General features: G+C 68.8%; 26 protein-coding genes. 8 read left to right on the top strand and 18 right to left on the bottom strand.

The annotated features are described in order from the left end of the window. Positions 1-100: 100 nt before the first annotated feature. Together MAA44156_RS03970 and MAA44156_RS03965 are read left to right on the top strand one after the other, a co-directional pair. Positions 101-1,372 (top strand): outer membrane protein assembly factor BamB family protein, encoded by a 1,272-nt coding sequence (locus MAA44156_RS03970; protein ID WP_009978303.1) that lies wholly within the window; start codon positions 101-103, stop codon positions 1,370-1,372. 18 nt (positions 1,373-1,390) lie between these two features. Beyond that, the gene (locus MAA44156_RS03965) at positions 1,391-1,768 is read left to right on the top strand and encodes a DUF6264 family protein (protein WP_009978304.1); all 378 of its coding nucleotides are present in this window, start codon (positions 1,391-1,393) and stop codon (positions 1,766-1,768) included. A gap of 5 nt (positions 1,769-1,773) precedes the next feature. Here MAA44156_RS03965 and MAA44156_RS03960 read toward each other — a convergent pair whose 3' ends face one another. The 8 genes from MAA44156_RS03960 to ctaD all read right to left on the bottom strand — a co-directional run bounded on the left by MAA44156_RS03960 (position 1,774) and on the right by ctaD (position 10,189). After that, the gene (locus tag MAA44156_RS03960) at positions 1,774-2,457 is read right to left on the bottom strand and encodes an esterase (protein WP_009978305.1); all 684 of its coding nucleotides are present in this window, start codon (positions 2,455-2,457) and stop codon (positions 1,774-1,776) included. Positions 2,458-2,529: 72 nt separating this feature from the next. Beyond that, positions 2,530-3,705: a THUMP-like domain-containing protein gene (locus MAA44156_RS03955; RefSeq protein ID WP_009978307.1), complete on the bottom strand. Its 1,176-nt coding sequence runs from the start codon at positions 3,703-3,705 to the stop codon at positions 2,530-2,532. Then, entirely contained in the window at positions 3,706-4,677 is a 972-nt protein-coding gene (locus MAA44156_RS03950) for a class I SAM-dependent methyltransferase (protein WP_009978308.1), read from the bottom strand. Positions 4,678-4,688: 11 nt separating this feature from the next. Further along, complete coding sequence (locus MAA44156_RS03945) at positions 4,689-5,453, bottom strand: enoyl-CoA hydratase (protein ID WP_050427684.1); 765 nt, start codon at positions 5,451-5,453, stop codon at positions 4,689-4,691. Further along, positions 5,450-6,280: an NUDIX hydrolase gene (locus tag MAA44156_RS03940; RefSeq protein ID WP_009978310.1), complete on the bottom strand. Its 831-nt coding sequence runs from the start codon at positions 6,278-6,280 to the stop codon at positions 5,450-5,452. The genes MAA44156_RS03945 and MAA44156_RS03940 overlap by 4 nt, the downstream gene beginning before the upstream one ends. Next, on the bottom strand, positions 6,277-7,119 hold the full coding sequence (locus MAA44156_RS03935; protein WP_003874946.1) for an ABC transporter ATP-binding protein: 843 nt from the start codon (positions 7,117-7,119) through the stop codon (positions 6,277-6,279). Before MAA44156_RS03935 ends, MAA44156_RS03940 begins: the two co-directional genes overlap by 4 nt. 64 nt (positions 7,120-7,183) lie before the next feature. After that, positions 7,184-8,419 (bottom strand): phosphoserine phosphatase SerB, encoded by a 1,236-nt coding sequence (gene serB, locus MAA44156_RS03930; protein ID WP_009978312.1) that lies wholly within the window; start codon positions 8,417-8,419, stop codon positions 7,184-7,186. A gap of 24 nt (positions 8,420-8,443) precedes the next feature. Next, a complete protein-coding gene (gene ctaD / locus MAA44156_RS03925; RefSeq protein WP_003878775.1) occupies positions 8,444-10,189 on the bottom strand; it encodes an aa3-type cytochrome oxidase subunit I in 1,746 nt (581 codons plus the stop codon). Positions 10,190-10,365: 176 nt separating this feature from the next. Here ctaD and MAA44156_RS03920 point away from each other — a divergent pair, with 176 nt between their 5' ends. Further along, positions 10,366-11,460 (top strand): iron-siderophore ABC transporter substrate-binding protein, encoded by a 1,095-nt coding sequence (locus MAA44156_RS03920; RefSeq protein ID WP_009978313.1) that lies wholly within the window; start codon positions 10,366-10,368, stop codon positions 11,458-11,460. Positions 11,461-11,573: 113 nt separating this feature from the next. Next, positions 11,574-12,614 carry an NAD(P)-dependent alcohol dehydrogenase gene (locus tag MAA44156_RS03915; protein WP_009978314.1) on the top strand — a complete coding sequence of 347 codons (1,041 nt, stop codon included), beginning with the start codon at positions 11,574-11,576 and terminating at the stop codon, positions 12,612-12,614. A 10-nt stretch (positions 12,615-12,624) separates the two neighbouring features. Here MAA44156_RS03915 and MAA44156_RS03910 read toward each other — a convergent pair whose 3' ends face one another. Together MAA44156_RS03910 and nrdF are read right to left on the bottom strand one after the other, a co-directional pair. Next, positions 12,625-13,038 (bottom strand): DUF3349 domain-containing protein, encoded by a 414-nt coding sequence (locus tag MAA44156_RS03910; RefSeq protein WP_011725751.1) that lies wholly within the window; start codon positions 13,036-13,038, stop codon positions 12,625-12,627. An 80-nt stretch (positions 13,039-13,118) separates the two neighbouring features. Next, positions 13,119-14,093 (bottom strand): class 1b ribonucleoside-diphosphate reductase subunit beta, encoded by a 975-nt coding sequence (gene nrdF / locus MAA44156_RS03905; protein WP_023879621.1) that lies wholly within the window; start codon positions 14,091-14,093, stop codon positions 13,119-13,121. Positions 14,094-14,259: 166 nt separating this feature from the next. Here nrdF and MAA44156_RS03900 point away from each other — a divergent pair, with 166 nt between their 5' ends. Next, on the top strand, positions 14,260-14,706 hold the full coding sequence (locus MAA44156_RS03900) for an SRPBCC family protein (protein ID WP_009978319.1): 447 nt from the start codon (positions 14,260-14,262) through the stop codon (positions 14,704-14,706). Continuing rightward, positions 14,690-15,235: a TetR/AcrR family transcriptional regulator gene (locus MAA44156_RS03895; RefSeq protein ID WP_009978320.1), complete on the top strand. Its 546-nt coding sequence runs from the start codon at positions 14,690-14,692 to the stop codon at positions 15,233-15,235. The genes MAA44156_RS03900 and MAA44156_RS03895 overlap by 17 nt, the downstream gene beginning before the upstream one ends. Here the strand turns inward: MAA44156_RS03895 and MAA44156_RS03890 are convergent. The 6 genes from MAA44156_RS03890 to MAA44156_RS03865 form a co-directional block, all read right to left on the bottom strand. Then, entirely contained in the window at positions 15,218-16,756 is a 1,539-nt protein-coding gene (locus MAA44156_RS03890; protein WP_009978321.1) for a flavin-containing monooxygenase, read from the bottom strand. The genes MAA44156_RS03895 and MAA44156_RS03890 overlap by 18 nt on opposite strands. A gap of 156 nt (positions 16,757-16,912) precedes the next feature. Further along, positions 16,913-17,653: a TetR/AcrR family transcriptional regulator gene (locus MAA44156_RS03885; protein WP_003874936.1), complete on the bottom strand. Its 741-nt coding sequence runs from the start codon at positions 17,651-17,653 to the stop codon at positions 16,913-16,915. A 136-nt stretch (positions 17,654-17,789) separates the two neighbouring features. Then, positions 17,790-19,955: a class 1b ribonucleoside-diphosphate reductase subunit alpha gene (gene nrdE / locus MAA44156_RS03880; RefSeq protein WP_024636978.1), complete on the bottom strand. Its 2,166-nt coding sequence runs from the start codon at positions 19,953-19,955 to the stop codon at positions 17,790-17,792. After that, complete coding sequence (gene nrdI / locus MAA44156_RS03875; RefSeq protein ID WP_003874934.1) at positions 19,925-20,377, bottom strand: class Ib ribonucleoside-diphosphate reductase assembly flavoprotein NrdI; 453 nt, start codon at positions 20,375-20,377, stop codon at positions 19,925-19,927. The genes nrdE and nrdI overlap by 31 nt, the downstream gene beginning before the upstream one ends. A 42-nt stretch (positions 20,378-20,419) precedes the next feature. Then, entirely contained in the window at positions 20,420-20,659 is a 240-nt protein-coding gene (locus MAA44156_RS03870; RefSeq protein WP_003874933.1) for a redoxin NrdH, read from the bottom strand. 529 nt (positions 20,660-21,188) lie between these two features. Next, positions 21,189-21,743: an NAD(P)H-dependent oxidoreductase gene (locus MAA44156_RS03865; RefSeq protein ID WP_003874932.1), complete on the bottom strand. Its 555-nt coding sequence runs from the start codon at positions 21,741-21,743 to the stop codon at positions 21,189-21,191. A gap of 93 nt (positions 21,744-21,836) precedes the next feature. On the opposite strand from MAA44156_RS03865, the gene MAA44156_RS03860 reads away from it, so the two are divergent. Further along, on the top strand, positions 21,837-22,451 hold the full coding sequence (locus tag MAA44156_RS03860; RefSeq protein ID WP_009978325.1) for a TetR/AcrR family transcriptional regulator: 615 nt from the start codon (positions 21,837-21,839) through the stop codon (positions 22,449-22,451). After that, complete coding sequence (locus MAA44156_RS03855; protein ID WP_009978326.1) at positions 22,451-23,494, top strand: DNA polymerase IV; 1,044 nt, start codon at positions 22,451-22,453, stop codon at positions 23,492-23,494. Before MAA44156_RS03860 ends, MAA44156_RS03855 begins: the two co-directional genes overlap by 1 nt. Here the strand turns inward: MAA44156_RS03855 and MAA44156_RS03850 are convergent. Then, positions 23,429-24,361, bottom strand: a complete 933-nt coding sequence (locus tag MAA44156_RS03850; protein ID WP_009978328.1) for an SDR family oxidoreductase — start codon at positions 24,359-24,361, stop codon at positions 23,429-23,431. The two genes, MAA44156_RS03855 and MAA44156_RS03850, sit on opposite strands and share 66 nt — an antisense overlap. A 31-nt stretch (positions 24,362-24,392) precedes the next feature. Next, positions 24,393-25,028, bottom strand: a complete 636-nt coding sequence (locus MAA44156_RS03845; RefSeq protein WP_003878783.1) for a TetR/AcrR family transcriptional regulator — start codon at positions 25,026-25,028, stop codon at positions 24,393-24,395. Positions 25,029-25,035: the final 7 nt, after the last annotated feature.

The raw sequence follows: 25,035 nt of genomic DNA, 5'->3' as shown, positions 1-25,035 counted from the left end.
GCTGCTCATCGAGGCGAGTCAAGCCGACGGCCGCGGAAGGATTTGGGAAATCGAGGTGCTTGCCCGACAACTCCTCAGCCGTCTTCGGCGATGGTCATCGATGCTGCTGGCGGCGGTCGTCACGGCGGGGGCCGGCGCGTGCGGCAACACCGACTCGTGGGTGGAAGCGTCGGCCGCGCAAGGCTGGCCGGCCCAGTACGCCGATGCCGCCAACAGCGGCTACACCAGCACCGGCGGGGCCAGCAAGCTCGCGTTGCAGTGGACCCGCTCGGTCAAGGGCAGCCTGGCCGCCGGGCCGGCGCTGAGCGCCCGCGGTTACCTCGGCCTCAACGCCCAGACCCCGGCCGGCTGTTCGCTGATGGAGTGGGAGAACAACGACAACGGCCGGCAGCGCTGGTGCGTGCGGCTGGTCCAGGGCGGCGGCTTCGCCGGCCCGCTGCTCGACGGCTTCGACAACCTCTACGTCGGCCAGCCCGGGGCGTTCCTGTCGTTTCCGGTGACTCAGTGGACCCGCTGGCGCCAGCCGGTGATCGGCATGCCCACCACCCCGCGGTTCCTCGGGCACGGCCAGTTGCTGGTGGTCACGCATCTGGGACAGGTGCTGGTCTTCGACTCCCATCGCGGCCAGGTGGCCGGCAGCCCGCTGGATCTGGTGGACGGCGTCGATCCCACCGACGCGACGCGCGGGCTGGCCGATTGCGCGCCGGCCCGCCCGGATTGCCCGGTGCCGGCCGCCCCCGCCTTCTCGGCGGCCACCGGGATGGTGGTGCTCGGCGTCTGGCAGCCGGGCGCGCCCAGCGCAGGCCTGGTGGGGCTGAAGTATCACCCCGGGCAGTCCCCGCTGCTGACCCGGGAGTGGACCAGCGACGCCGTGGGCGCCGGTGTCATCGCCAGCCCGGTGCTGTCCGCGGACGGGTCGACGGTCTACGTCAACGGGCGCGACCAGCGGCTGTGGGCGCTGCGCGCGGCGGACGCGAAGGTGAAGTGGTCCGCACCGCTGGGGTTTTTGGCGCAGACGCCGCCGGCGGTCACCCCGCAGGGGCTGATCGTGGCGGGCGGCGGCCCGGACACCCGGCTGGCGGCGTTCCGGGACGCCGGCGACCACGCCGACCAGGTGTGGCGCCGCGACGACCTGATCCCGCTGTCGTCGTCCAGCCTGGCGGGTGTCGGCTACACGGTGGTCAGCGGGCCCCCGGCCAACGGCGCGCCGGGGATGTCGGTGCTGGTCTTCGATCCCGGTGACGGTCACACGCTGAACAGCTATCCGCTGCCGGCGGCGACCGGCTATCCGCTGGGCGTTTCGGTCGGCACCGATCGCCGGGTGGTGGCCGCGATCAGCGACGGCCAGGTTTACGGTTTCGCACCGGCCTGAGCCGGCCATACTGTTGGCGTGCCGATCGACGACCCAACGACCAGCCCCCGGACCGGTGACGTCGCCACCACCAACACCGCCGACCTGGTGGCCACGCTGGTGTTGCTGGTCGTGCACGGCGGCCTGTTCGCGGCGACCTACGTGCTGCTGGGACTGCTGGTGATGAGCACCGACCCGTGCGGCTACCAAAAGTGCGGCGACCCCGCCTGGATCGACCGGGCCATGAACCTGAACATCTGGGCCGGCGCCGCCCTGCTGGTCCTCGACATCGCGGTCGCGGTGGTCTTACTGGTGCGCCGCAAGCGGGCGTTTTTCGTCCCGATCATCGGCTGCCTGGCGCAGGTGGCGTTGGCGGTCGCCGCCGCGGCGATGGAGCTGCGGGCCGGACCGGTCTGAGCCGGTTAGATCGCCAGCGGTGGGATCGCGTTGCGCGGCACCTGGGCCTGCACTGGCCCGCCGAACGCCGGCAGCATCTCGCCGGGGGCGAAGTAGAAGATCAGCTGGTCGTCGGTGATGGCGAAGTTCTGGTAGTGCGACGGGTCATGCCCGGTGGAGGGCAAAATCGCGGCGCCCAACGGGGTTTGGCGTTCCAGGTCGCGCTGCACGATCGGGAAGATCGCGTCCAGCGGGGCGGTGTTGGGCGCAAACAGATTGTCGAAGGTCAGCGGCTGCTTGGTGCCCAGGTTGTAGTTGAACGCCTTGTACCAGATCGACGACCGGGTTCCCCCGACGTCCTGGAAGAACTTGAGCACGACGCTGCGGGTGTTGTGCGGCGGCTGCCCGGCGCTGTGCTGCTCGGTGGTGGCCTCCAACTGGTAGGGCTGATCCCGCCCGCCGGAACTCTGCGCGACGTTGACGAAGCCGTCCCGGTTCTGGGTGATGTAGTCGGTCAGGGCCTGCTCGTCGGGGTAGTCGGCGGGAAACACCATATTGATGGTGTAGTTGGGCCCGGCGGCGCGCAGCCGGCACATCTGCCCGTCCTCGAGGCTGCCGCCGAGGGCGGCGCACGACGGGGGCTCGGCGGCGGCCGGCCAGCCCAACAAGACCGCCGGCGCGAGCAACGCAGCGGCTAGCAGATAACGCATCGTGGATTTGTCCTCGCAGACGTGCCAGGGCGGGGGCGGCGGAAATGGGACCGCCGCCAGCGTACCCGGGCGCTACCGGGAGGGTTGGCAGACGAACGCCGTCACCTGCCCGGAGGTCCGTGCGCCGATCCGGGTGATCACCACCGACAGCGGGCGACTCCCGCGCAGCCGCATCCGTTTGCGCAGCGCGTCGGGGTCCACCCGCACCCCGCGCACCAACACCTCCAGCGCCCCGCAGTCCGAGGCCGTCAACGCCTGCCGAAGCCGTCGTTCGTCGAAGGCCAGCTGCTCGAGCACCCGCAACCCGCGCACCGTCGCGGGCAGCCGATCGCCGGAGAGGTAGGCGATGTCGGGGTCGAGCTGCCACAGCTCGTGCCGGGCACCGTAGTGGCGCACCAGCCCGGCCCGCACCACGGCGCCGTCCGGGTCGACGATCCAGCGCCCCACCGGGCGCACTGGGCAGTCGTCCGGGTCAGTGTCGGTGATCTGTTCGCCGCGATCGAGCACCGTCGCCCGCCGCCGCACCCCGGACTGGGTCAACCCCGCCGACCACAGGCACGCCTCCCGGACCGAACCGCGATACGACGTCACCTCGATCTCCCCGGCGAAGCCGAGCCGTCGCACCTGTTCGAAATCGATTCCGGGAGCACACTTTACGACGAAATCCCGGCCGCGGTAGCTGTCCAGCAGCGGGCTGAGGCCGGGCTGGTAGTCATCGATGCGCAACCGCCGCCGACCGTCAACGCGTCGCGCGGGGTCGACGATGAGCACCGCGTCGCGGGTGACCGGGTGCAGCGCGTCGGCGCGGCACAGCCAGGCCGCCGAGCCGATGTTGTGGCGCGCCATCGCCAGCCGCACCGGATCGATGTCGCTGCCCACCGCCGTCACCCCACGGGCGCGCAGCGCGGCCAGTTCGGTGCCAATCGAACAGGTCACGTCGTGCACAACGACGCCCGGCCCGGCCAGCCGCCCGGCCCGGTGCACCGCCACCGGCGCCGCGGTGGCCTGCTGCAACGCCTCGTCGGTGAACAGCCAGTCCGACACGCCTAGCTCGCCCAGTTTCTCCGAGGCGCGGCGGCGCAACAGCACGGTCTCCACCAGCAGCGGGGTCCGCTCGCCGAATCGGGCGCGGGCGGCCGCGATGTCAGCGATCCGGGTCGCGTCGCTCAACTCGAGTTCGGCGACGGCCGCCAGGGCGCCCACACCCGCATCGGACCGCAGGTAAGCGACGTCGGGGAGGCTGAACACTCAGGTGGGTTTGACCCCGGTCACCATCACGTTGTAGAACCAGCCCTTCGGGACCACCCGGCGCCAGATGTTGGCGTCCACCCAGCTCAGCGTCTTCCAGCCGTTGAACGCGAATTTCGCCCAGCCCCAGCCCAACCGCCCGGGCGGCACCGATGCCTCGAAGGTGCGCACCGGCCAGCCGAACATCGCGGCGGTGAACTCCTCGCTGACGGTGCGCACCTCGGTGGCGCCGGCGTTGGCCGCCATCCGCTCCAGGTCGCCGGGGGTGAAGGTGTGAAGGTCGACGATGGCCTCCAGCGCGGCGGCCCGGGAGGATTCGTCGAGTTCGGCCTGCGGGCGCCGCCAGCTGCCCAGCCCGGGAAGCTTGGTGACGTTGGTGGCGATCCGCCAGGTCAGCGTGGACAGCTCGCGGGCGTAGACGTCGCCGGCGCTGGTCGGCTCGCCGGCGAAGACGAACCGGCCGCCCGGGCGCAGCACCCGGATCACCTCCCGCAGCGACAGCTCGACGTCGGGGATGTGGTGCAGCACGGCGTGGCCGACGACCAGGTCGAAGGTGTCGTCCTCGTAGGGGATGCCCTCGGCGTCGGCGACCCGGCCGTCGATGTCCAGGCCCAGCGACTGCCCGTTGCGGGTGGCGACCTTGACCATGCCCGGCGACAGGTCGGTCACCGACCCGCGCCGCGCCACCCCGGACTGGATCAGGTTGAGCAGGAAAAACCCTGTGCCACAACCCAATTCGAGTGCCCAGTCGTAGGGCAGCTCGCGCAGCACGTGCTCGGGGACGATGGCGTCGAAGCGGCCGCGCGCGTAGTCGATGCAGCGCTGGTCATAGGAGATCGACCACTTCTCGTCGTAGGTCTCGGCTTCCCAGTCGTGGTAGAGCACCTGGGCCAGCTTGCTGTCGTGCCGGGCGGCTTCCACCTGTTCGGCGGTGGCGTGCGGCGTCGGAACGGCGTCGGTCGATCTGGTCATGAAGGGCAAGCCTAACCGCCGTGCGGATCCGCCCCCGCGTCGCCGCCCTGACCAGCGGAGAACACCTCCACGTAGCGCCGCTGTTCGGCGGCGAGCCGCTCGGCGCGGGGCAGCTCGAACACGGCGTCGACACCGGCCTTGGCGGCGGCCAGCGCGTGCCGCGGGCCGTCCAGAAACCGGCGCGCCCACGCCGCGGCGGCGTCGTACACGTCGTCGGGGGCCACCATTTCGTCGATCAGCCCCAGCGCCAGGGCCTCCTCGGCGTCGAAGAACCGGCCGCTGAACACCAGCTCCTTGGCCTTGCTCGCGCCGGCCACCCGGGTCAGGCGGGCCAGCGCGTCACCGCCGGGCACCAGGCCGGCCAGGATCTCGGTCGCGCCGAATTTGACGTTGTCGCCGCTGATCCGCCAGTCGGCGGCCAGCGCCAGGGTGAGCCCGGCGCCCAACGCGTAGCCGGTGATCGCGGCCACGGTCGGCTTGGGGATGGCCGCCACGGCGTCGATGGCGTCGCGGCGGACCCGGGCCGCGGTCTCGGCCTCGACGCCGCGCAGCGTGCGCAGCTCGGGCATGTCGTCGCCGGCGGAGAAGATCTCGTGGCCGCCGAACAGGATCACCGCGGCCACGTCGTCGCGCCGCCCGAGCTCGTCGGCCGCCGCGATCACCTCGCGGTACACCTGGCGGCTCAACGCGTTGGTCGGCGGGCGCGACACCAACAACATCGCCAGCCCGGCGTCCCGGGAGCCGTCGCTGACCACGACGCTGACGAACTCGTTCAATGCCGCCACCCCAGCCCGCCGGCCTCCCGCGCCCGGTGGTAGCGGTCGGAGTCGAAGAACTCGAACACCCAGTTGTCGCCCCGGATCTCCACATGCGGCTGCACCGGAGCGATCTGGCGCTGCACCGCCAGCACGTCCGCGACGGTCCGCCCGGCCAACGAGTCCAGCTGTGTCCACGTCGGCGGCAGCAGGAAGCTGCGGCCGGCCGAGAAGTCCTCGAGCGCGGCCTCCGGCGTCGTCCAGCCCGCCCGGTCGGATTCGGTGTTCTGCCCGTCGGCGCGCTGACCCTGCGGCAGGGCCCCGACGAAGAAGTAGGTGTCGTAGCGGCGGGTGCGCTCGGCCTCCGGGGTGACCCAGTTGGCCCACGGCCGCAACAGATCCGAACGCAGCTCCAGCTTTTCGGTGCGCAGGAAGTCCGCGAACGACAGCGTCCCGTCGGCCAGCGCGCGGCGGGCGTCGCGGTACACCGAGGCGTCGCCGACGATGCTGTCCGGCGCACCGGCCGGCCCGGCGAACAGCACCCCCGACTCCTCGAACGTCTCGCGGGCCGCCGCGCACACCAGCGCCTCGGCCAGGTCGGGTTCGATGCCGAAGCGCTGCGCCCACCACTGCGGCGGCGGTCCGGCCCACGCCCCCAACCCGCCCAGGTCGGCGTTGCGGTCGCGCTCGTCGACGCCGCCGCCGGGAAACACCATCACCCCGGCCGCGAACTCCATCCGGGAGTGCCGTCGCATCAGGAACACCTTCAGGCCGGCTGGGGCTTCGCGGACCAGCATCACGGTGGCCGCGGGCCGCGGGACGAGCGGGGCTTCCTCGGGTGAGGTCATAGCTGCCTCCGGTGGGCTGCGCGGGTGCGGACGCGCCGCGCGAAGTAGCGCCCGTCGACGACGTCGAGCGCGATCGCCTGGCCGAACGCGGTGGACAGATTCTCCGAGGTGAGCACGTCGGTCAGCAGTCCGGCGGCGACCACCCGCCCCTCCGAGAGCAGCATGCAGTGACTGAAACCCGGCGGTATCTCCTCGACGTGATGGGTGACCAGCACCAGCGCGGGTGCGTCGGGGTCGGCGGCCAGGTCGGCCAGCCGCGCCACCAGCTCCTCACGGCCGCCCAGGTCCAGGCCCGCGGCGGGCTCGTCGAGCAGCAGCAGCTCGGGGTCGGTCATCAGCGCGCGGGCGATCAGCACCCGCTTGCGCTCGCCTTCGGACAGCGTCCCGTAGCTGCGGTCGGCCAGGTGCTCGGCGCCCAGGCTCTCCAGCATGTCGACGGCCCGGCGGTAGTCGATGTCCTCGTAGCGCTCCCGCCACCGGCCCAGCACCGCGTAGCCGGCCGACACGACCAGATCGCGCACCACCTCGTCGCTGGGCACCCGCTGCGCCAGCGCCGAGGACGACAGACCGATCCGCGACCGCAACTCCGTCACGTCAACCCGGCCCAGCCGCTCGCCGAGCACGAAAGCCACCCCCGACGAAGGGTGTTCGGCCGCCGCGGCGATCCGCAGCAGCGAGGTCTTGCCGGCCCCGTTGGGCCCGACGATCACCCACCGCTCGTCCAGTTCGACCGCCCAGTCCAGCGGCCCGACCAAGACGTTGCCGCCGCGCCGCAGCGACACGTCGCGCAACTCGATCAGCAGATCGGGGTCGGCTGCCGCACTGTCGTTTTCGGGCACCCGACCATCGTGCCGTACCGCGACGCCCGCACACCTGCCGGGTCGCCGCGATTACTCGCCGCGCTTACTCCGGCGGGATCTCCACCCGGCGCACCTCGCCGTCGATCGCGTCGGCGGCCTCGATCTCGCCGCGGGTCACCCCGAGCAGGAACAGCACCGTGTCCAGATACGGGTGGCTCAGCGACGCGTCGGCGACCTCGCGCAGCGCCGGCTTGGCGTTGAACGCGATGCCCAGCCCGGCCGCGGCCAGCATGTCGATGTCGTTGGCGCCGTCGCCCACGGCGACGGTCTGCGCCATGGGCACCCCGGCCCGCTGCGCGAATTCCCTTAGCGCCGTGGCCTTTCCGGCCCGATCGATGATGGGACCGACCACCCGGCCGGTGAGTGTGCCGTCCACGATCTCCAGCTCATTGGCCGCCACGTAGTCCAGCATCAGCTCCTCGGCCAGCGGCTCGATGATCCGGCGGAAGCCACCGGACACCACGCCGCAGGCATACCCCAGCCGGCGCAGCGTGCGCAGCGTGGTCCGGGCGCCGGGCATCAGCTCCAGCTGGCCGGCCACCTCGTCGATCACCGTGGCGGGCAGGCCGGCGAGCGTGGCCACCCGCTGCTGCAGCGACTGCGCGAAGTCCAGCTCGCCACGCATCGCGGCGTCGGTGATCGCGGCGACCTGGCCCTCGGCGCCCGCCTTGGCCGCCAGCATCTCGATGACCTCGCCCTGCACCAGCGTCGAGTCCACGTCGAACACGATGAGCCGCTTGGCCCGCCGTTCCAGGGTGTAGTCCTCGACGGCGACGTCGACGTGCTCCTCGCTGGACACCCGGTTCAGCGCGGTGCGCAGCGCCTCGTCGGCTCCCGGCGGCACCGAGACCCGCAGCTCCAGCCCGATCACCGGATAGTCGGACACGCCGCGGATCAGGTCGATGTTGACACCCAGCGCGGCCACCTCGCGGGCCACCGCGCCGAACGCGGCCGCGGTGATGGGCCGGCCCAGCACGAAGATGGTGTGCGTCGAGGGCTCCCGGATGATCGGCACGTCGTCGCTGCGTTCGATACTGACGTCCAGGCCGACCTTGCGGATGGCCGCCTCCACGTCGTGGCGCAGCGCGGGCCCGTCGGCGACGTCGGCGGGGCAGCACACCAGCACCCCCAGCGTCAGCCGGTGCCGGATCACCACCTGTTCGACGTTGAGCAGCTCGACCCCGTGCCGCGACAGCACCTCGAACAGGGTCGCCGTCACGCCCGGCTGGTCCACGCCGGTGACGGTGATCAGCACCGACACCTTGGGTGGTGAGTTCACGCCCGGCAGCCGCCCGTCAGGCCATCAGCTGCGAACCTGGACGTCGTCCAGCCGGGTGACGTCCTTGTCCGCCGGGCCGTGCGCGCGACCCACGTGCGCCTCGGCGCGCAGCCGTTCCACCATGTGCGGGTAGTGCAACTCGAATGCCGGCCGCTCCGAACGGATTCGGGGCAGCTCGGTGAAGTTGTGCCGCGGCGGCGGGCAGCTGGTCGCCCACTCCAGCGAGTTGCCGTAGCCCCACGGGTCGTCGACGGTGACGACCTCGCCGTAGCGCCAGCTCTTGAAGACGTTCCAGACGAACGGGAACATCGAGGCGCCCAGGATGAACGCCCCGACCGTGGAGGCGACGTTGTAGGGCTGGAAGCCGTCGCTGGGCAGGTAGTCGGCGTAGCGGCGCGGCATGCCCAAATCGCCCAGCCAGTGCTGCACCAGGAAGGTGGTGTGGAACCCGATGAACGTCAACCAGAAGTGCAGCTTGCCCAGCCGCTCGTCGAGCAGGCGGCCGGTCATCTTCGGGAACCAGAAGTAGACCCCCGCGAAGGTGGCGAACACGATGGTGCCGAACAGCACGTAGTGGAAGTGCGCGACCACGAAATAGGTGTCGGTGACGTGGAAGTCCAGCGGCGGGCTGGCCAGCATCACGCCGGTCAGACCACCCAGCAGGAAGGTGAGCAGGAAGCCGACGCAGAACAGCATCGGCGTCTCAAACGTCAACTGCCCCTTCCACATCGTGCCGATCCAGTTGAAGAACTTGATCCCGGTCGGCACCGCGATCAGGTACGTCATGAACGAAAAGAACGGCAGCAGAACGGCTCCGGTGGCGAACATGTGGTGCGCCCATACCGCGACCGACAGCGCCGCGATCGACAGCGTCGCGTACACCAGCGTGGTGTAGCCGAACACCGGCTTGCGCGCGAACACCGGGATGATCTCGGTGATGATCCCGAAGAACGGCAACGCGATGATGTACACCTCGGGATGGCCGAAGAACCAGAACAGGTGCTGCCACAACAGAACTCCGCCGTTGGCGGCGTCGTAGACATGGGCGCCCAGATGGCGGTCGGCGGCCAGCCCGAACAGCGCCGCGGTCAGGATCGGGAAGGCGATCAGGATCAGGATCGAGGTCACCAGGATGTTCCAGGTGAAGATCGGCATCCGGAACATCGTCATGCCGGGCGCGCGCATGCAGACCACGGTGGTGATCATGTTGACCGCACCCAGGATGGTGCCCAGACCGGCGACGATCAGGCCGGTGATCCACAGGTCTCCCCCGGCGCCGGGCGAGTGCACGGCGTCAGACAGCGGGGTGTAGGCGGTCCAGCCGAAGTCGGCGGCCCCGCCCGGCACGATGAAGCCGGACGCCGCGATCAGCCCGCCGAACAGGAACAGCCAGAACGAGAAGGCGTTGAGCCGCGGGAAGGCCACGTCGGGCGCGCCGATCTGCAGCGGCAGCACCAGGTTGGCGAAACCGAACACCACCGGGGTGGCGTACAGCAGCAGCATGATGGTGCCGTGCATGGTGAACAGCTGGTTGAACTGCTCGTTCGACAGGAACTGCAGCCCCGGCGCGGCCAGCTCGGTGCGCATCAGCAACGCCATCAGCCCGCCGATGAAGAAGAAGGCGAAGCAGGTGACGGTGTACATGATGCCGATCATCTTGTGATCGGTCGTCGTGATCAGTTTGTAGACGAGGTTCCCTTTGGGACCGGTGCGGTCCGGGTACGGACGAACGGCCTCGAGTTCTCCCAAGGGGGGCGCTTCGGCTGTCAACAGCTTCTCCAAACATCCGGATCGGACACTGGCCCAACATCACTATTCCAACGAATCTTAGCCGTCGATCATGACGACGTCAGGGCTGGTCCTACAAACTGTCGTAAACGGCTGACCGGCGCGGCGGGTCCGTCGGCGCGGCGGGACCACGCTGGCCGGATGTTAGCGTCTGAGCCGTGTTGTTCGGCGTGATCAGGCCGGCCCGGCTGGCCGCGGTGACGGCGGCGCTGGTGGTGGCGTGCGGCGGCTGCGGATCCGACAGGCCCACCGCGACGACGACGCGTTCGCTGGTCACTCCCACCACCCAGATCGCCGGCGCCGGGGTGCTGGGCAACGACCGCCGGCCCGACGAGTCGTGCGCCCGCGACGCCGCCGAGGCCGATCCGGGTCCGGCGAAGCGGCAGGTCCACAACGCGGCCGGCGGCGACCCGGCGCCGGTGCAGGTGTCCGCCGATCCGCAGCGCATCGTGGTGCTCGCCGGTGACCAGCTCGACGCGCTGTGCGCGCTGGGTCTGCAGTCGCGGGTGGTCGGCGCCGCCCTGCCGGACGGCGCCTCGGGCCAGCCCGCCTACCTCGGCGGCGCCGTGCGCGGCGTGCCCGGCGTGGGCAGCCGATCGCACCCCGACGTGAAGGCCATCGCGGCCGCCCACCCCGATCTCATCCTGGGCTCGCAGGGGCTGACGCCCGCGTTGTACCCGCAGCTGGCCGCGATCGCCCCCACGGTGTTCACCGCGGCGCCGGGCGCGGCGTGGCGGGACAACCTGCGCGCCGTCGGCGCCGCCACCGCCCGCGCCGGCGCGGTCGACGGGCTGCTCAGCGGCTTTTCGCAACGGGCCGGCGACGTGGGCGCACGCCATGACGCCTCCCATTTCCAGGCGTCGATCGTGCAGTTGACGACCGGCAGCATCCGGGTGTTCGGCGCCAACAACTTCCCGGCCAGCGTGCTGGGCGCGGTCGGGGTGGACCGGCCGGCCGCCCAGCGGTTCACCGACAAGCCCTATCTCGAGATCGGCGCCACCGACGCGGACCTGGCCAAGAATCCGGACCTCTCGGTCGCCGACGCCGACGTCGTCTACCTGTCCTGCGCCACGCCGGCCGCGGCCGACCGGGCCGCCACCGTCCTGGACAGCGGCCCGTGGCGCAAGCTGTCCGCCAATCGCGACAACCGCGTCTACGTCGTCAACGACGAGATCTGGCAGACCGGCCAGGGCCTGATCGCGGCCCGCGGCATCGTCGACGACCTGCGGCTGGTGAACGCCCCGATCAACTGAGCCGCCGGCGGGTATCCCCCACGCGACAACGTGATCTTCGCCGCGCCGGTTGGCGCCAGAACCATTACCTTAGCTAAACTTTTTGGGAAAGCACGGCTGGAAGAGGGACATTCATGAGCACCGTTTCGGCGTACGCCGCCACGTCGGCGACCGAACCATTGACCAAGACCACCATCGAGCGGCGCGACCCCGGCCCGCGCGACGTGGCCATCGACATCAAGTTCGCCGGCATCTGCCACTCCGACATCCACACCGCGAAAGGTGAATGGGGCCACACGAATTACCCGGTGGTGGTGGGCCACGAGATCGCCGGCGTCGTCACCGAGGTGGGCGCGGAGGTCACCAAGTACAAGGTGGGCGACCACGTCGGCGTGGGCTGCATGGTGAACTCCTGCCGGCAGTGCAGCAGCTGTACGGCCGGGCTGGAGCAGTACTGCAAGCGCGGCGCGACCTTCACCTACAACTCGATCGACAGGGACGGCTCGGTCACCCAGGGCGGCTACAGCCAGGCGATCGTGGTCGACGAGGACTTCGTCGTGCGCATCCCCGACTCGCTGCCGCTGGACAAGGCGGCCCCGCTGCTGTGCGCGGGCATCACGCTGTTCTCGCCGCTGCGGCACTGGAAGGCCGGGCCCGGCACCCGGTTGGCGATCGTCGGCCTGGGCGGCCTGGGGCACATGGGCGTCAAGCTGGGTGCGGCGATGGGCGCCGAGGTGACGGTGCTGTCGCAGTCGCTGAAGAAGATGGAGGACGGGCTGCGGCTGGGCGCCAAGCACTACCACGCCACCGCCGACCCCGACACCTTCACGAAGCTGCGCGGCAGCTTCGACCTGATGCTCAACACCGTGTCGGCGAACCTCAAGCTCAACGACTATCTGAGCCTGCTCGACGTCGACGGCACGCTGGTCGAGCTGGGCATCCCCGAGCACCCGATGGAGGTGGGCGCGTTCCCGCTGGCGCTGGCGCGGCGCAGCCTGTCCGGGTCGAACATCGGCGGCATCGCCGAGACCCAGGAGATGCTGGATTTCTGCGCCGAGCACAACGTGACGCCGGAGATCGAGCTGATCGAGCCCGACTACATCAACGAGGCCTACGAGCGCGTGCTGGCCAGCGACGTGCGCTACCGCTTCGTCATCGACATCTCGAAGCTATGAGGCTATGAGCCTATGAGGCGACCCCCGGTGCCTGACCTCGCGCCGCGATCTCGGCGGACTCGGCAAAGTCATCACCGGGGATCACCTCGCTGACGTCGATGCCGGCCAGCGGCCAGCCCGCGGCGGCCAGCCTGGCGGCGACCCGAATGATGTTCTCCGGCCCGGCATCGTAATGCGTCATGCCGGAGATGAATTCGGCGATCTCGTCGCGGTTGATCACGCCGTCGGCGATCGCCGGGGATCCGTCCTTGGTGATTTCGCGCACCACCTCGGCGATCTGCTCCTCGGTCAGCGGCGTGCTGCGCAGCAGCGCCAGCAGCGGCACCCGGTCCGGCCCGGGGACACCCTCGGGGTAGCCGGCCCGCAGCCAGCGCAGCACTGAGCGGCAGAAGTTGACGGTCTGGGAGGCGGCGGTATTCGTCACCCCACCAGTGTCAGGGCAGCGGTGTCACCGACGCCAGCGGGCCGTGCCGCCATACCCACAATTCATGCGCCGTTCAGCTGCTAGAAGTCCCAGTCCTCGTCCTCGGTGACGACGGCCTTGCCGATCACGTAGCTCGACCCCGACCCCGAGAAGAAGTCGTGGTTCTCGTCGGCGTTGGGCGACAGTGCCGACAGGATCGCCGGGTTCACGTCGGTCTCGTCGCGCGGGAACAGCGCCTCGTAGCCGAGGTTCATCAGCGCCTTGTTGGCGTTGTAGCGCAGGAACTTCTTGACGTCCTCGGTCAGCCCCACCTCGTCGTAGAGATCCTGCGTGTACTCCACCTCGTTGTCGTAGAGCTCGAACAGCAATTCGTACGTATAGTCCTTGAGCTCTTGACGTTTGGCGTCGTCGACCAGCGCCAGGCCGCGCTGGTACTTGTAGCCGATGTAGTAGCCGTGCACGGCCTCGTCGCGGATGATCAGCCGGATCATGTCGGCGGTGTTGGTCAGCTTGGCCCGGCTCGACCAGTACATCGGCAGGTAGAAGCCGGAGTAGAACAGGAAGCTCTCCAGCAGCGTGGAGGCGACCTTGCGCTTGAGCGGCTCGTCGCCCTTGTAGTACTGCATCACGATCTCGGCCTTGCGCTGCAGGTTGGGGTTCTCCTCCGACCAGCGGAACGCGTCGTCGATCTCGGCGGTCGAACACAGCGTGGAGAAGATGTTGCTGTAGCTGCGCGCGTGCACCGACTCCATGAAGGCGATGTTGGTGTAGACGGCCTCCTCGTGCGGGGTCAGCGCATCGGGGATGAGGCTGACCGCGCCGACGGTGCCCTGGATGGTGTCCAGCAGCGTCAGGCCGGTGAACACCCGTATGGTCATCTGCTTCTCGTGGGCGGTCAGGGTGGCCCACGATTGCAGGTCGTTGGACACCGGCACCTTCTCGGGCAGCCAGAAGTTGCCGGTCAGGCGGTCCCACACCTCGGCGTCCTTGTCGTCTTGCAGCCGGTTCCAGTTGATCGCCGAAACGCGGTCAATCAGCTTCATGTTTTCGCTCACCAGAACCCCACTTCACGCGCCGTAGTGCCGGAGGACGTCAGGCTCCAAACACTACCCCTGGGGTACGACAACGCGGTGCAACACAAGAAGTTGTGTTTGCGTGTCGCCGACGCCGTTCGATCGTTTCCCCTCCAGTATGCGGTGCGCGTGATGTACCATCTGGTACATGTTTACCGAGGACAGCGTCGAGATCGACGCGCCGCCGCGGTTGGTTTGGGACGTCTTCACCGACGTCGAGCGCTGGCCGGAGTGGACGGCGTCGGTGACGTCGCTGACCGGCCTGGACGGGCCCGCCCTGGCTGTTGGCCGACGGTTCGCCATCAAGCAACCCGGCATGGCCAAGCTGGTCTGGCAGGTCACCGAGCTCATACCCGGCGCGTCGTGGACCTGGGTGCAGCGCTCCCCCGGCGCGCGGGTCGCCGCCACCCATCACGTCAGCGCGCGACCCGGAGGCGGTACCCTGGTGCGCCAGCAGCTGGATCAGCGCGGCGCGCTCGGCGCCCTGGTGGGCCGGCTGATGGCCAAGAAGACCAAGCGCTTTCTGGCGCTCGAAGCCCGGGGCCTCAAGGCCCGGGCCGAGCTACTCAGCCGCGCCGATGGCGCGCACCCCTGACCTGCAGCGGCGCCGGGAACTGCTCGATGGCCTGATCGCCGAGTTCGCCGCCGGCGGCATCGGCGACCGATCGCTGCGCCGGGTGGCCGAGGCCGTCGGCACCAGTCATCGAATGCTGTTGCACCACTTCGGATCCCGGGAAGGCCTGCTGCTGGCGATCGTCGAGGAGGTGGAGCGCCGGCAGATGCGGGTGCTGACCGAACTGCCCCGCGAGCCGGCCGAGGGCTTCGCCGCGATGTGGGCCGATCTGCGCCGACCCGAGCTGCGCGAATTCGAGCGCCTCTTCTTCGAGTGCTACTCGCGCGCCGCCCAGGGCGAAAAGCCTTTCGCCCGAATGCTTCCCGACGCCGTCGACGACTGGCTGCGCCAAGCCGAAACCCACGCCGGGGCGCCGTTCGACCCGGCGATGGCACGACTCGGCCTGGCCGTCATCCGCGGCCTGCTGCTGGATCTGGTGGCCACCGGCGACGAGGCCGGCGTGGACGCGGCCGCCCGGGCGTTCGTCAACCTGTTAGACGCCGGGGCGTGAGCCGATCCCGTAGAACTGGTACTCCTCCGGTTTGACCGCCCGGGTCGCCCGCCAGTACTCCCAGGTGTAGCCGCCCCAGAGCACGGTGTTCTTGCCGTGCTCGTCCAGATACCAACTGCTGCAGCCGCCGCTGTTCCACACCGACGGGCCCAGCCGGCGCTGCAGCTCGTCGTTGAACCTGTCCTGCGCGGCCCGGGTCGGGGCCAGCGCCTGGGCGCCCAGCTTGTCGCAGGTGGCGATCGCGTCTGCGACGTAACGGATTTGGGATTCGATCATGAACACCACGGAGTTGTGCCCCAGCCCGGTGTTGGGGCCCAGCAGAAAGAACAGGTTGGGCACGTCGGCCACGGTGATGCCGCGGTGCGCGCCGATGCCCTCGCGGTTCCAGCGGTCCACCAGATCCTCGCCGTGCAGTCCCTTGATCTGGACGTAGGTGTAGGAGTCGGTGACGTGAAAACCGGTGGCGTACACGATGACATCGACCGGGCGGTGCGTTCCGTCGGCGGTGACGATGCCGTCGGGCGTGATCCGCGCGATGTGATCGGTGACCAGTTCGGTCTTGGGGTCGGCGACCGCGCCGTAATAGGTGGAGGAGTTCAGGATTCGCTTGCAGCCGATCCGGTAGTGCGGAGTCAGCTTGCGCCGCAACTCCTTGTCCTTGACCGAGCGGCGGATGTTGTATTTCGCGTAGGCCTCGATGACCTTGAGCAGGTTCGGCCGCTTGGTCATGCCGAACGCCAGTGCCTCCTGCCCCCAGTAGATGGCCAGGCGCACCAGCGCGCGCAGCCCGGGCACGTTCTCCATGGCGGCGCGCACGGCCGGCGGGATCTCCGGGTTGGACCGCGGCACCACCCACGGCGGAGTGCGTTGGTAGAGCTGAAGTTCGGCGACCTGGCCGACGATCTCCGGCACGATCTGGATGGCGCTGGCGCCGGTGCCGATCACCGCGACCCGCTTGCCGGTCAGGTCGACGGTGTGGTCCCACTCGGCGGAATGGAAAGCGGGACCGGCGAATTCGTCGCGCCCCTCGATGTCGGGCAGCGACGGGATGTGCAGCGCGCCGGCGCCCGAGATCAAAAGCTGCACGACGTATTCGCGCCCGTCGGTGGTGAACACGTGCCAGCGGTGCTCGTCGTCGTCCCAGTGGGCGCGATCGACCAGCGAGTTGAACTCGATGTAGCGGCGCAGGCCGTACTTCTCGGTGACGCCCTTGAGGTAGTCCCAGATCTCCGGCTGGTAGGAGAACGGGTTCTTCCAGTCGGGCTTGGGCTCGAACGAGAACGAGTAGAGGTGCGACGGGATGTCGCAGGCGCAGCCGGGATAGCTGTTGTCTCGCCAGGTGCCGCCGATGTCGTCGGCCTTTTCCAGGATGACGAAGCCCACGCCCTGCTTCTGCAGCGCGATCGCCATCCCCAGGCCGGAGAACCCGGTGCCGATGATGACGGCGCGGGTATGCACCGGCTTGGCGGCCTTGGCCGCCGGGGTGGGCGCGGTTTCGGTGTGTGTCACGACGTCGGTCACGGTCGTTCGGTCCTTCTATCCAGGCCTGTCTCAGGTCGGCGCTCGCTGGCATCGTCGGCCGTAGCCACCCCGCTGGCGCAGATACCCGGTACCCAGGGTATCGGTTTGGACGAGTTTTATCGATATGCCCCGGCGCTGTCAACGCCGGGGCGCGGCTCAGCTCACCGCGGGCTTTCTCACCACGGCGTCGTGAATCGGCTGGTCAGGGTTCATGGTGATGCCCAGTGTCTCCGCGGTGCCGATGATCACCGCCATCATGATGGTGCTCAGGTGCGCGACGAACTGGGCCCGCGACATCAGCCGCGGGCTGTCCGGTTCCGGCCCCAGCCACCACTCGGTGGCCGAGGCCGCCGACCCGAAGGCGGCATGGGCGGCCAGCTCGACGGCCGCGTGGTCCAGCTCCATCTCGCGCAGCTCGTTGTCGAACAGGTCGGCCATGGCCAGGGTGATCTCGCGGCCCTCGTTGAGGATGGTGACCGTCGACTGGGGGGTGCCCGTCGAGCGCCCCTGGATGAACACCCGCAGCACATTGGGATGCTTGTCGACCAGGGTGACGTACTCCTCGACGCTGCGCCGGATCACCTCGCGCGCCGAGTCGGTCTTCAGGTCGATGGACGGGAAGATCGCCGTCCACAGCATGTCGCGCAGCCGCTCGCCGATGGCCTGGAACAGGTCGGACTTGTCGTGGAAATGCCGGTAGATCTTGGGCTTGGCGGTGCCGGCCTCTTCGGCGATCTCGCGCACGGACAGCTCGGGTCCGAGCCGGTCGATGGCGCGAAACGCAGCGTCGACGATCTCGTTGCGGACCTTCTTGCGGTGCTCGCGCCAGCGTTCGCTGCGCGCGTCGACCTTGGCCCCCGGCTTGGTAGCCGAGTGGGGCCTGGCAGGTCGGGGCATTCTCACCACGTCAAGCACTGTACCCGGTGGCGGCTTCTGACCTGGGCAGATCGGCGCGTCCGCACCTCGCCGAACGTGCACTGGTTGCGAAATTCGAGCCGAAAAGTCGCAACAGCTACACGTTCGGCGGGAGGGATCACAGCATGCAGGACACGCAGCCCTCGACCTCGGTTCCCTCCAGCGCCATCTGGCGCAACCGGATGTAGTAGAGCGTCTTGATGCCCTTGCGCCAGGCGTAGATCTGCGCCTTGTTGACGTCGCGGGTGGTGGCGGTGTCCTTGAAGAACAGCGTCAGGCTCAGCCCCTGGTCGACGTGCTGGGTGGCCGCGGCGTAGGTGTCGATGATCTTCTCGTAACCGATCTCGTAGGCGTCCTGGTAGTACTCCAGGTTGTCGTTGGTCATGTAGGGCGCCGGGTAGTAGACCCGCCCGATCTTGCCCTCCTTGCGGATCTCGACCTTCGACACGATCGGGTGGATCGAGCTCGTCGAGTGGTTGATGTAGGAGATCGACCCGGTCGGCGGCACCGCCTGCAGGTTCTGGTTGTAGATGCCGTGCGCCTGCACCGACTCCTTCAGCCGCTTCCAGTCGTCCTGCGTCGGGATGCGGATGCCGGCGTCGGCGAAGAGTTGGCGCACCTTCTCGGTCGCCGGCTCCCACACCTGCTCGGTGTACTTGTCGAAGAACTCCCCCGATGCGTACTTGGAGCGCTCGAAACCCTTGAAGTGCGTGCCGCGTTCGATCGCGATGCGGTTCGACGCGCGCAGCGCGTGATAGAGCACCGTGTAGAAGTAGATGTTGGTGAAGTCGATGCCCTCTTCGGAGCCGTAGAAGATGCCCTCGCGGGCCAGGTACCCGTGCAGGTTCATCTGCCCGAGCCCGATCGCGTGAGAATCGTTGTTGCCCTGCTCGATTGAGGGCACCGAGGTGATGTGCGTCTGGTCGCTGACGGCGGTCAGCGCCCGGATGGCCACCTCGATGGTCTGGGCGAAGTCGGGCGAGTCCATCGTCTTGGCGATGTTCAGCGAACCCAGGTTGCACGAAATGTCCTTGCCCACTTTGGCATACGACAGGTCGTCGTTGAACAACGACGGCGTGGAGACCTGCAGGATCTCCGAGCACAGGTTGGAGTGGGTGATCTTGCCGTCGATGGGATTGGCCCGGTTCACCGTGTCCTCGAACATGATGTACGGGTAGCCCGACTCGAACTGCAGCTCGGCCAGCGTCTGGAAGAACTCCCGCGCCTTGATCTTGGTCTTGCGGATGCGGGCGTCGTCGACCATCTCGTAGTACTTCTCGGTCACCGAGATGTCGGCGAACGGCAGCCCGTACACGCGTTCCACGTCGTACGGCGAGAACAGGTACATGTCCTCGTTCTTCTTGGCCAGCTCGAAGGTGATGTCGGGGATCACCACGCCCAGGCTCAGCGTCTTGATCCGGATCTTCTCGTCGGCGTTCTCCCGCTTGGTGTCCAGGAAACGGTAGATGTCGGGGTGATGGGCGTGCAGGTACACCGCGCCGGCCCCCTGGCGCGCCCCGAGCTGGTTGGCGTAGGAGAACGAGTCCTCCAGCAGCTTCATGATGGGGATGACGCCCGAGGACTGGTTCTCGATGTTCTTGATCGGCGCGCCGTGCTCGCGAATGTTGGTCAGCAGCAACGCAACTCCGCCGCCGCGCTTGGACAGCTGCAGCGCGGAGTTGATCGAACGCCCGATGGACTCCATGTTGTCCTCGATGCGCAGCAGAAAGCAGCTCACCGGCTCGCCGCGCTGCTTCTTGCCGGAGTTCAAAAACGTCGGCGTGGCCGGCTGGAAACGGCCCTCGATGATCTCGTCGACCAGCTTCTCGGCCAGCCCGGTGTCGCCGGCGGCCAGGGTGAGCGCGACCATCACCACCCGGTCCTCGAAGCGCTCCAGGTAGCGCTTGCCGTCGAAGGTCTTCAGCGTGTAGGAGGTGTAGTACTTGAAGGCGCCCAGAAAGGTCGGGAAGCGGAATTTCTTGGCGTAGGCGCGGTCCAGCAGCGCCTTGACGAAGTTGCGCGAGTACTGGTCGAGAACCTCACGCTCGTAATAGTTTTCGCGGATCAGGTAGTCGAGTTTCTCGTCCTGATTGTGGAAGAAGACGGTGTTCTGGTTGACGTGCTGCAGAAAGTACTGGCGCGCGGCGAGGACGTCCTTGTCGAACTGGATCTTGCCGTCCGCGTCGTACAGGTTCAGCATCGCGTTCAGCGCATGGTAGTCCGTTTCGTCGGGCAAGCCATGAGCGCCGGCGGTTACAGGCTCTGCAGCGACGGTTGGTGACACGTCTGTTCCTTCCAAAATTCAGCTAAGCCCGCTCGGACGGCGTCCACGTCGTCCTGGGTTCCCATCAGTTCGAAGCGGTAGAGGTACGGAACGCCGCACTTGCGCGAGACCACGTTTCCCGCGTAGGCGAATTCGGCGCCGAAGTTGTTGTTGCCCGCGGCGATGACGCCGCGGATCAACGAACGGTTGTGCTCATTGTTCAAAAAGGCGATGACCTGTTTGGGGACATAGCCCCCGGCGTTGAGGTCGGGAGTGGCCCGCCCGCCGCCGTAGGTGGGCAGCAGCAGGACGTACGGGTGGTCCACCTCGATCCGCCCGTGCAGCGGTATCCGGATGGCCGGGATGCCCAGCTTCTGCACGAAGCGGTGGGTGTTCTCCGAGACCGAGGAGAAATAGACCAGGTTGCGTCCCGTGCTGTCCATGGCAGCGCAACCTCCTTACCTGACGTCTTGCCGCTCTGTTGCCTAGGCGCTCAGTTCCGCCCCGGCCAGCGCCTTGATCCGATCGGGCCGGAAACCCGACCAGTGGTCGCTTCCGGCCACCACGACGGGAGCCTGCAGGTATCCCAGCGCCATCACGTAGTCACGCGCCTCGGGGTCGAGCGTGATGTCGACCTTTTCGTAGGCGATGCCGTGCTTGTCCAGCGCCTTGTAGGTGGCGCTGCACTGCACGCATGCCGGCTTGGTGTACACGGTGATGGTCATCGCATGCCGCTCCTTCGCGGAAGAGGGGGAACCCAACGGACTGGCAACTACTTTTGGACTGCTTGTTTGCTACCTTCAGCGATCCGGCAGGCCCCCGGATTCCCGTCCTGCGGCGGTCGGGTGCCGAAGACCTGTCTTCGACAACTCGGCGCCGATTTCGGGGGTTCCGCCGCGCCCGCGGGGCTCGGTGGTCCTGGGATCTGCCGGTGCTCGAAACACTACACCTAGTGGCTCACTAGATGTCGAGATACAAGATGTTCTGAATAACAATTTTGAAATTCCCTGGTCGTAAGGCCTGTGTCGGACAAATTCGGACACCCGCCCCGGCGTGTCGCAGATCACACGCCGGGGGGACGCCGTCTCTGCCCATCGGTATAGCAGCGGGCACCGACAAGGCCCGGATCACGCCGCGAGCCGCGCCGGGCCCACCCGCAGCCAGCAAAGCCGCCAGCCGAAGCTGGCGGCTTCTGCCATGCCGGTCTCACAACCTCGCTGGTCGCCCGGTGACCGGGTTGTCGATTTCCGCCAATCAGCCGACCTCGGCGGCCAGCTTGCCGACCACGTCGCGCACGTTCGCCGACAGTTCGGCATGCTCGGCGGGCGCCTTGCCGGCCAGCGTCTTGAACGGCACGGACAGCTTGATCGACTCGACCACCCGCGCCCCGGCGATCCCGAAGGACTTGCGGGTCTCGTCGTGCGCCCACACTCCCCCGTACTGGCCGAAAGACCCCCCGATGACGGCCAGCGGCTTGCCCTTCAGTGCGCCGTCGCCGAACGGGCGGGACAGCCAGTCGATCGCGTTCTTGATGACCGCCGGGATGCTGCCGTTGTACTCGGGGGTGACCACCAGCGCGGCGTCGGCGTCGGCCGCCGCGGCGCGCAGCGCGGCCACCGGGGCCAGCGGCGGCGCGTCGCTGGTCATCGCGTCGTCGATCTCCTCGTTGTAGAACGGCAGCTCGCCGAGCCCCTCGAAGACGGTGACGACGACGTCCTCGCCGGCGACAGCGCTCGCCAGCTCCGCGATCTGGCGGTTGATCGACGCCGAGCGCAGGCTTCCCACTAATGCCAAGATTTTGATTGCCACGATTCGCCAGTTCCCTTCGGTTGTTGGTGTCCATCCTCGCACGGGCCAACCGGACTATGGTCCGTTTTATTCCGGCAGCGTTAAAGTGCAGGAGTGAGCGGTGTCGAGCAGCGGGGTCAACTGCGGTTCTGCGATCCGCGGGTTCCCGCGCCGGAACGCGGCGACGCCGCCCGCAATCGCGCACTCCTGCTGGACGCGGCTCGCCGCCTCGTCGCCGAGCGCGGGGCCGACGCCGTCACGATGGACGACGTCGCCGCGGCCGCCGGCGTCGGCAAGGGAACCTTGTTCCGCCGGTTCGGCAGCCGGGCGGGTCTGATGATGGTGCTGCTGGACGAGGACGAACGCGCCATCCAGCAGGCGTTCCTGTTCGGTCCGCCGCCGCTGGGGCCCGACGCGCCACCGCTGGATCGGCTGGTGGCCTTCGGCCGGGAGCGGCTGCGCTTCGCCCACACCCACCACGCGCTGTTGTCGGCGGCCAACCGCGACCCGCGGACCCGCTACGGCCCGCCGTCCGCCGTGCTGCGCCGCCACGTGCGGGTGCTGCTGGCCGCGGCGCACACCACCGGCGACCTCGACGCCCAGGCCGACGCGCTGCTGGCGCTGCTCGACGCCGACTATGTGCACCACCAGCTCAGCGACCACGGCCACACCCTGCAGACGTTGGGCGACGCGTGGGAAAGCCTGGCGCGCAAGCTGTGCGGTAACTGATGAGCCCCCGCTGGGTGCTGCACGTCGACCTCGACCAGTTCCTGGCGTCGGTCGAGTTGCGGCGCCGTCCCGAACTGGCCGGCCTGCCCGTCATCGTCGGCGGCAACGGCGACCCGAACGAACCGCGCAAGGTCGTCACCTGCGCCTCCTACGAGGCACGCGAATTCGGCGTCCGCGCGGGCATGCCGCTGCGCGCCGCCGCCCGCCGCTGCCCGCCAGACTCGGGGGTGACGTTCCTGCCGCCCGACCCGGCCGCCTACGACGCCGCGTCCGACCAGGTGATGGGGCTGCTGCGCGACCTCGGGCATCCGGTGGAGGTGTGGGGCTGGGACGAGGCCTACCTCGCGGTGACGGCGACGGACCCGATCGAGGTCGCCGAACAGATCCGCGGCGTCATCTCCTCGGAAACCGGCCTGTCCTGTTCGGTCGGCATCAGCGACAACAAACAGCGCGCCAAGATCGCCACCAGCTTTGCCAAACCCGACGGCGTCTTCGTGCTCACCGACGCGAACTGGATGGCGCTGATGGCCGACCGTCCGGTCGACGCGCTGTGGGGTGTGGGGCCCAAGACCGCGAAAAAGCTTGCGGATCTTCAGATTACGACGGTGTGGCAATTGGCCCACAGTGACGCGGAACTGTTGACGGCCACCTTCGGGCCGCGCACCGGGTTGTGGCTGCTGCTGCTCGCCAAGGGTGGCGGCGACGACCACGTCAGCGCGCAACCGTGGGTGCCGCGCTCGCGCAGCCACGTCGTCACGTTTCCCCGGGATCTCACCGATCGCGCCGAAATGGAAACGGCGGTAACGGATTTGGCCGATCAGGCGGTGGCGGAGGTGCTGGCGGCGGGCCGGGTGGTGACCCGGGTGGCGGTGACCGTGCGCACGGCCACCTTCTACACCCGCACCAAGATTCGCAAGCTCGACGCGCCCAGCACCGATCGCGACGTCATCGTGGCCGCGGCGCTGCGCGTGCTGGACCTATTCGAGCTCGACCGGCCGGTCCGGTTGCTCGGGGTGCGTCTCGAGCTGGTCATGCCGGACTAGCGTCGCCGGGGCGGGCCGCAGCGCGCGGGTGAAGATCACGTTCACCTGGCGCATCGCCACGCTGTAGGGCCACCACGCCAGCCTCTTGAACGCGTACAGCGCCCGGATGTCGGGCGAGGTGTAGATCAGGTACCGGTTCCGGGCCACCCCGGCCAGGATCTTGTCGGCGGCCTTTTCCGGCGACACCGCATGGCCGGCGAACCGCCGCACCCAGCGGGCGACGTCGGGGTCGTCGCGGTCCACGCCGGCGATCTCCACCGTGTTCACCAGCGGGGTGTTCACCGCGCCGGGCACCACCACCGACACCCCGATGCGGTGCCGGGCCAGGTCGAAGCGCAGCACCTCCGACAGCCCCCGCAGCCCGTACTTGCTGGCGCTGTAGGCGGCGTGCCAGGGCAGCGCGACCAGCCCGGCCGCCGAGGACACGTTGGCCAAATGCCCGCCCCGCCCGGCGGCCACCATGGGCGGGACGAATGTCTCGATGACGTGGATCGGACCCATCAGGTTGATGTCGATCATCTTGCGCCACTGTTCGTGGGTGAGCCGGTCGACGGTGCCCCAGGCCGACACGCCGGCGATGTTGAGCACCACGTCCATCGGCGGGTGGGCGGCATGAATGTCGGCGGCGAAGGAGGCCACCTGGTCGTAGTCGGCGATGTCCAGCGCGCGATGCTCGGGGACCGACGCGCCCAGGGCGCGGGCGTCCTCGACCGTGAGCCGCAGGCCGTCGCCGTCCCGGTCGGTCAGATAGAGCTCGGCGCCGTGGGCGGCGAGCCGCAGTGCCGTGGCGCGGCCGATGCCGCTGGCCGCGCCGGTGACCAAACACCGCTTTCCCGCGTAATACCGCCCGGATGCCTTCTGCGCCATGGCGGTGACGATACCGGCGGTACCACCCGCGCTAGGGACGGCCGGCCCACAGCGCGTGCAGCCACAACTGCTCGAGCACCGCCACCCGGCGGTCGCGATCGCTGTCCGGCCCGGTCAGCACCGGGTCGCCGGTCAGCATCAGCGCGGTGGTGCCGGCCAGGGTGCGGATCAGCGTCGGCAGGTCGTCGCTGATCGGCCTGGCCGTCCCGGCCTTCATCTCGGCCTCGACGATGCCGACGATCTGGGCCAGCACCACCTCGAACTGCTGGTCCATCAGGTTGCGGATCTCGACGTCGGTGTGGCGGGCCTCGTTGCAGGCGGTCATCACCGGGTCGTTGTGCGCGTAGACGGCCGCGGCGCTGCCGACCATCCGCTTGGCGAACTGCTCGGGCGACTCGCCCGGCTGGCGCGGGGCGAAGTACTGGGTGAGTTCCTCGAGCTCCTCGGTGGCCTCGGCCATCAGCTGCGCCAGCACCGCGTACTTGGAGTCGAAATAGAAGTAGAAGCCGGATCGGGCCACCCCGGCGCGCAGGCTGATGGTGCTGACCGACAGCTCGGCGAACGGCTTTTCCTGCAGCAGTTCACGCACCGCGGCCAGGATCGCCTGGCGTTGTTTGTCGCCTCGCCGTCGCGCGCCCGGCTCCGGATTGGCGGGGTGGCTGGTCACTCCCCGA

This window comes from Mycobacterium avium subsp. avium, from assembly GCF_009741445.1.
Taxonomy (GTDB): domain Bacteria; phylum Actinomycetota; class Actinomycetes; order Mycobacteriales; family Mycobacteriaceae; genus Mycobacterium; species Mycobacterium avium.
Note: the sequence above shows the minus strand (reverse complement) of the source record. Positions and strands in the feature narration are given on the sequence as shown.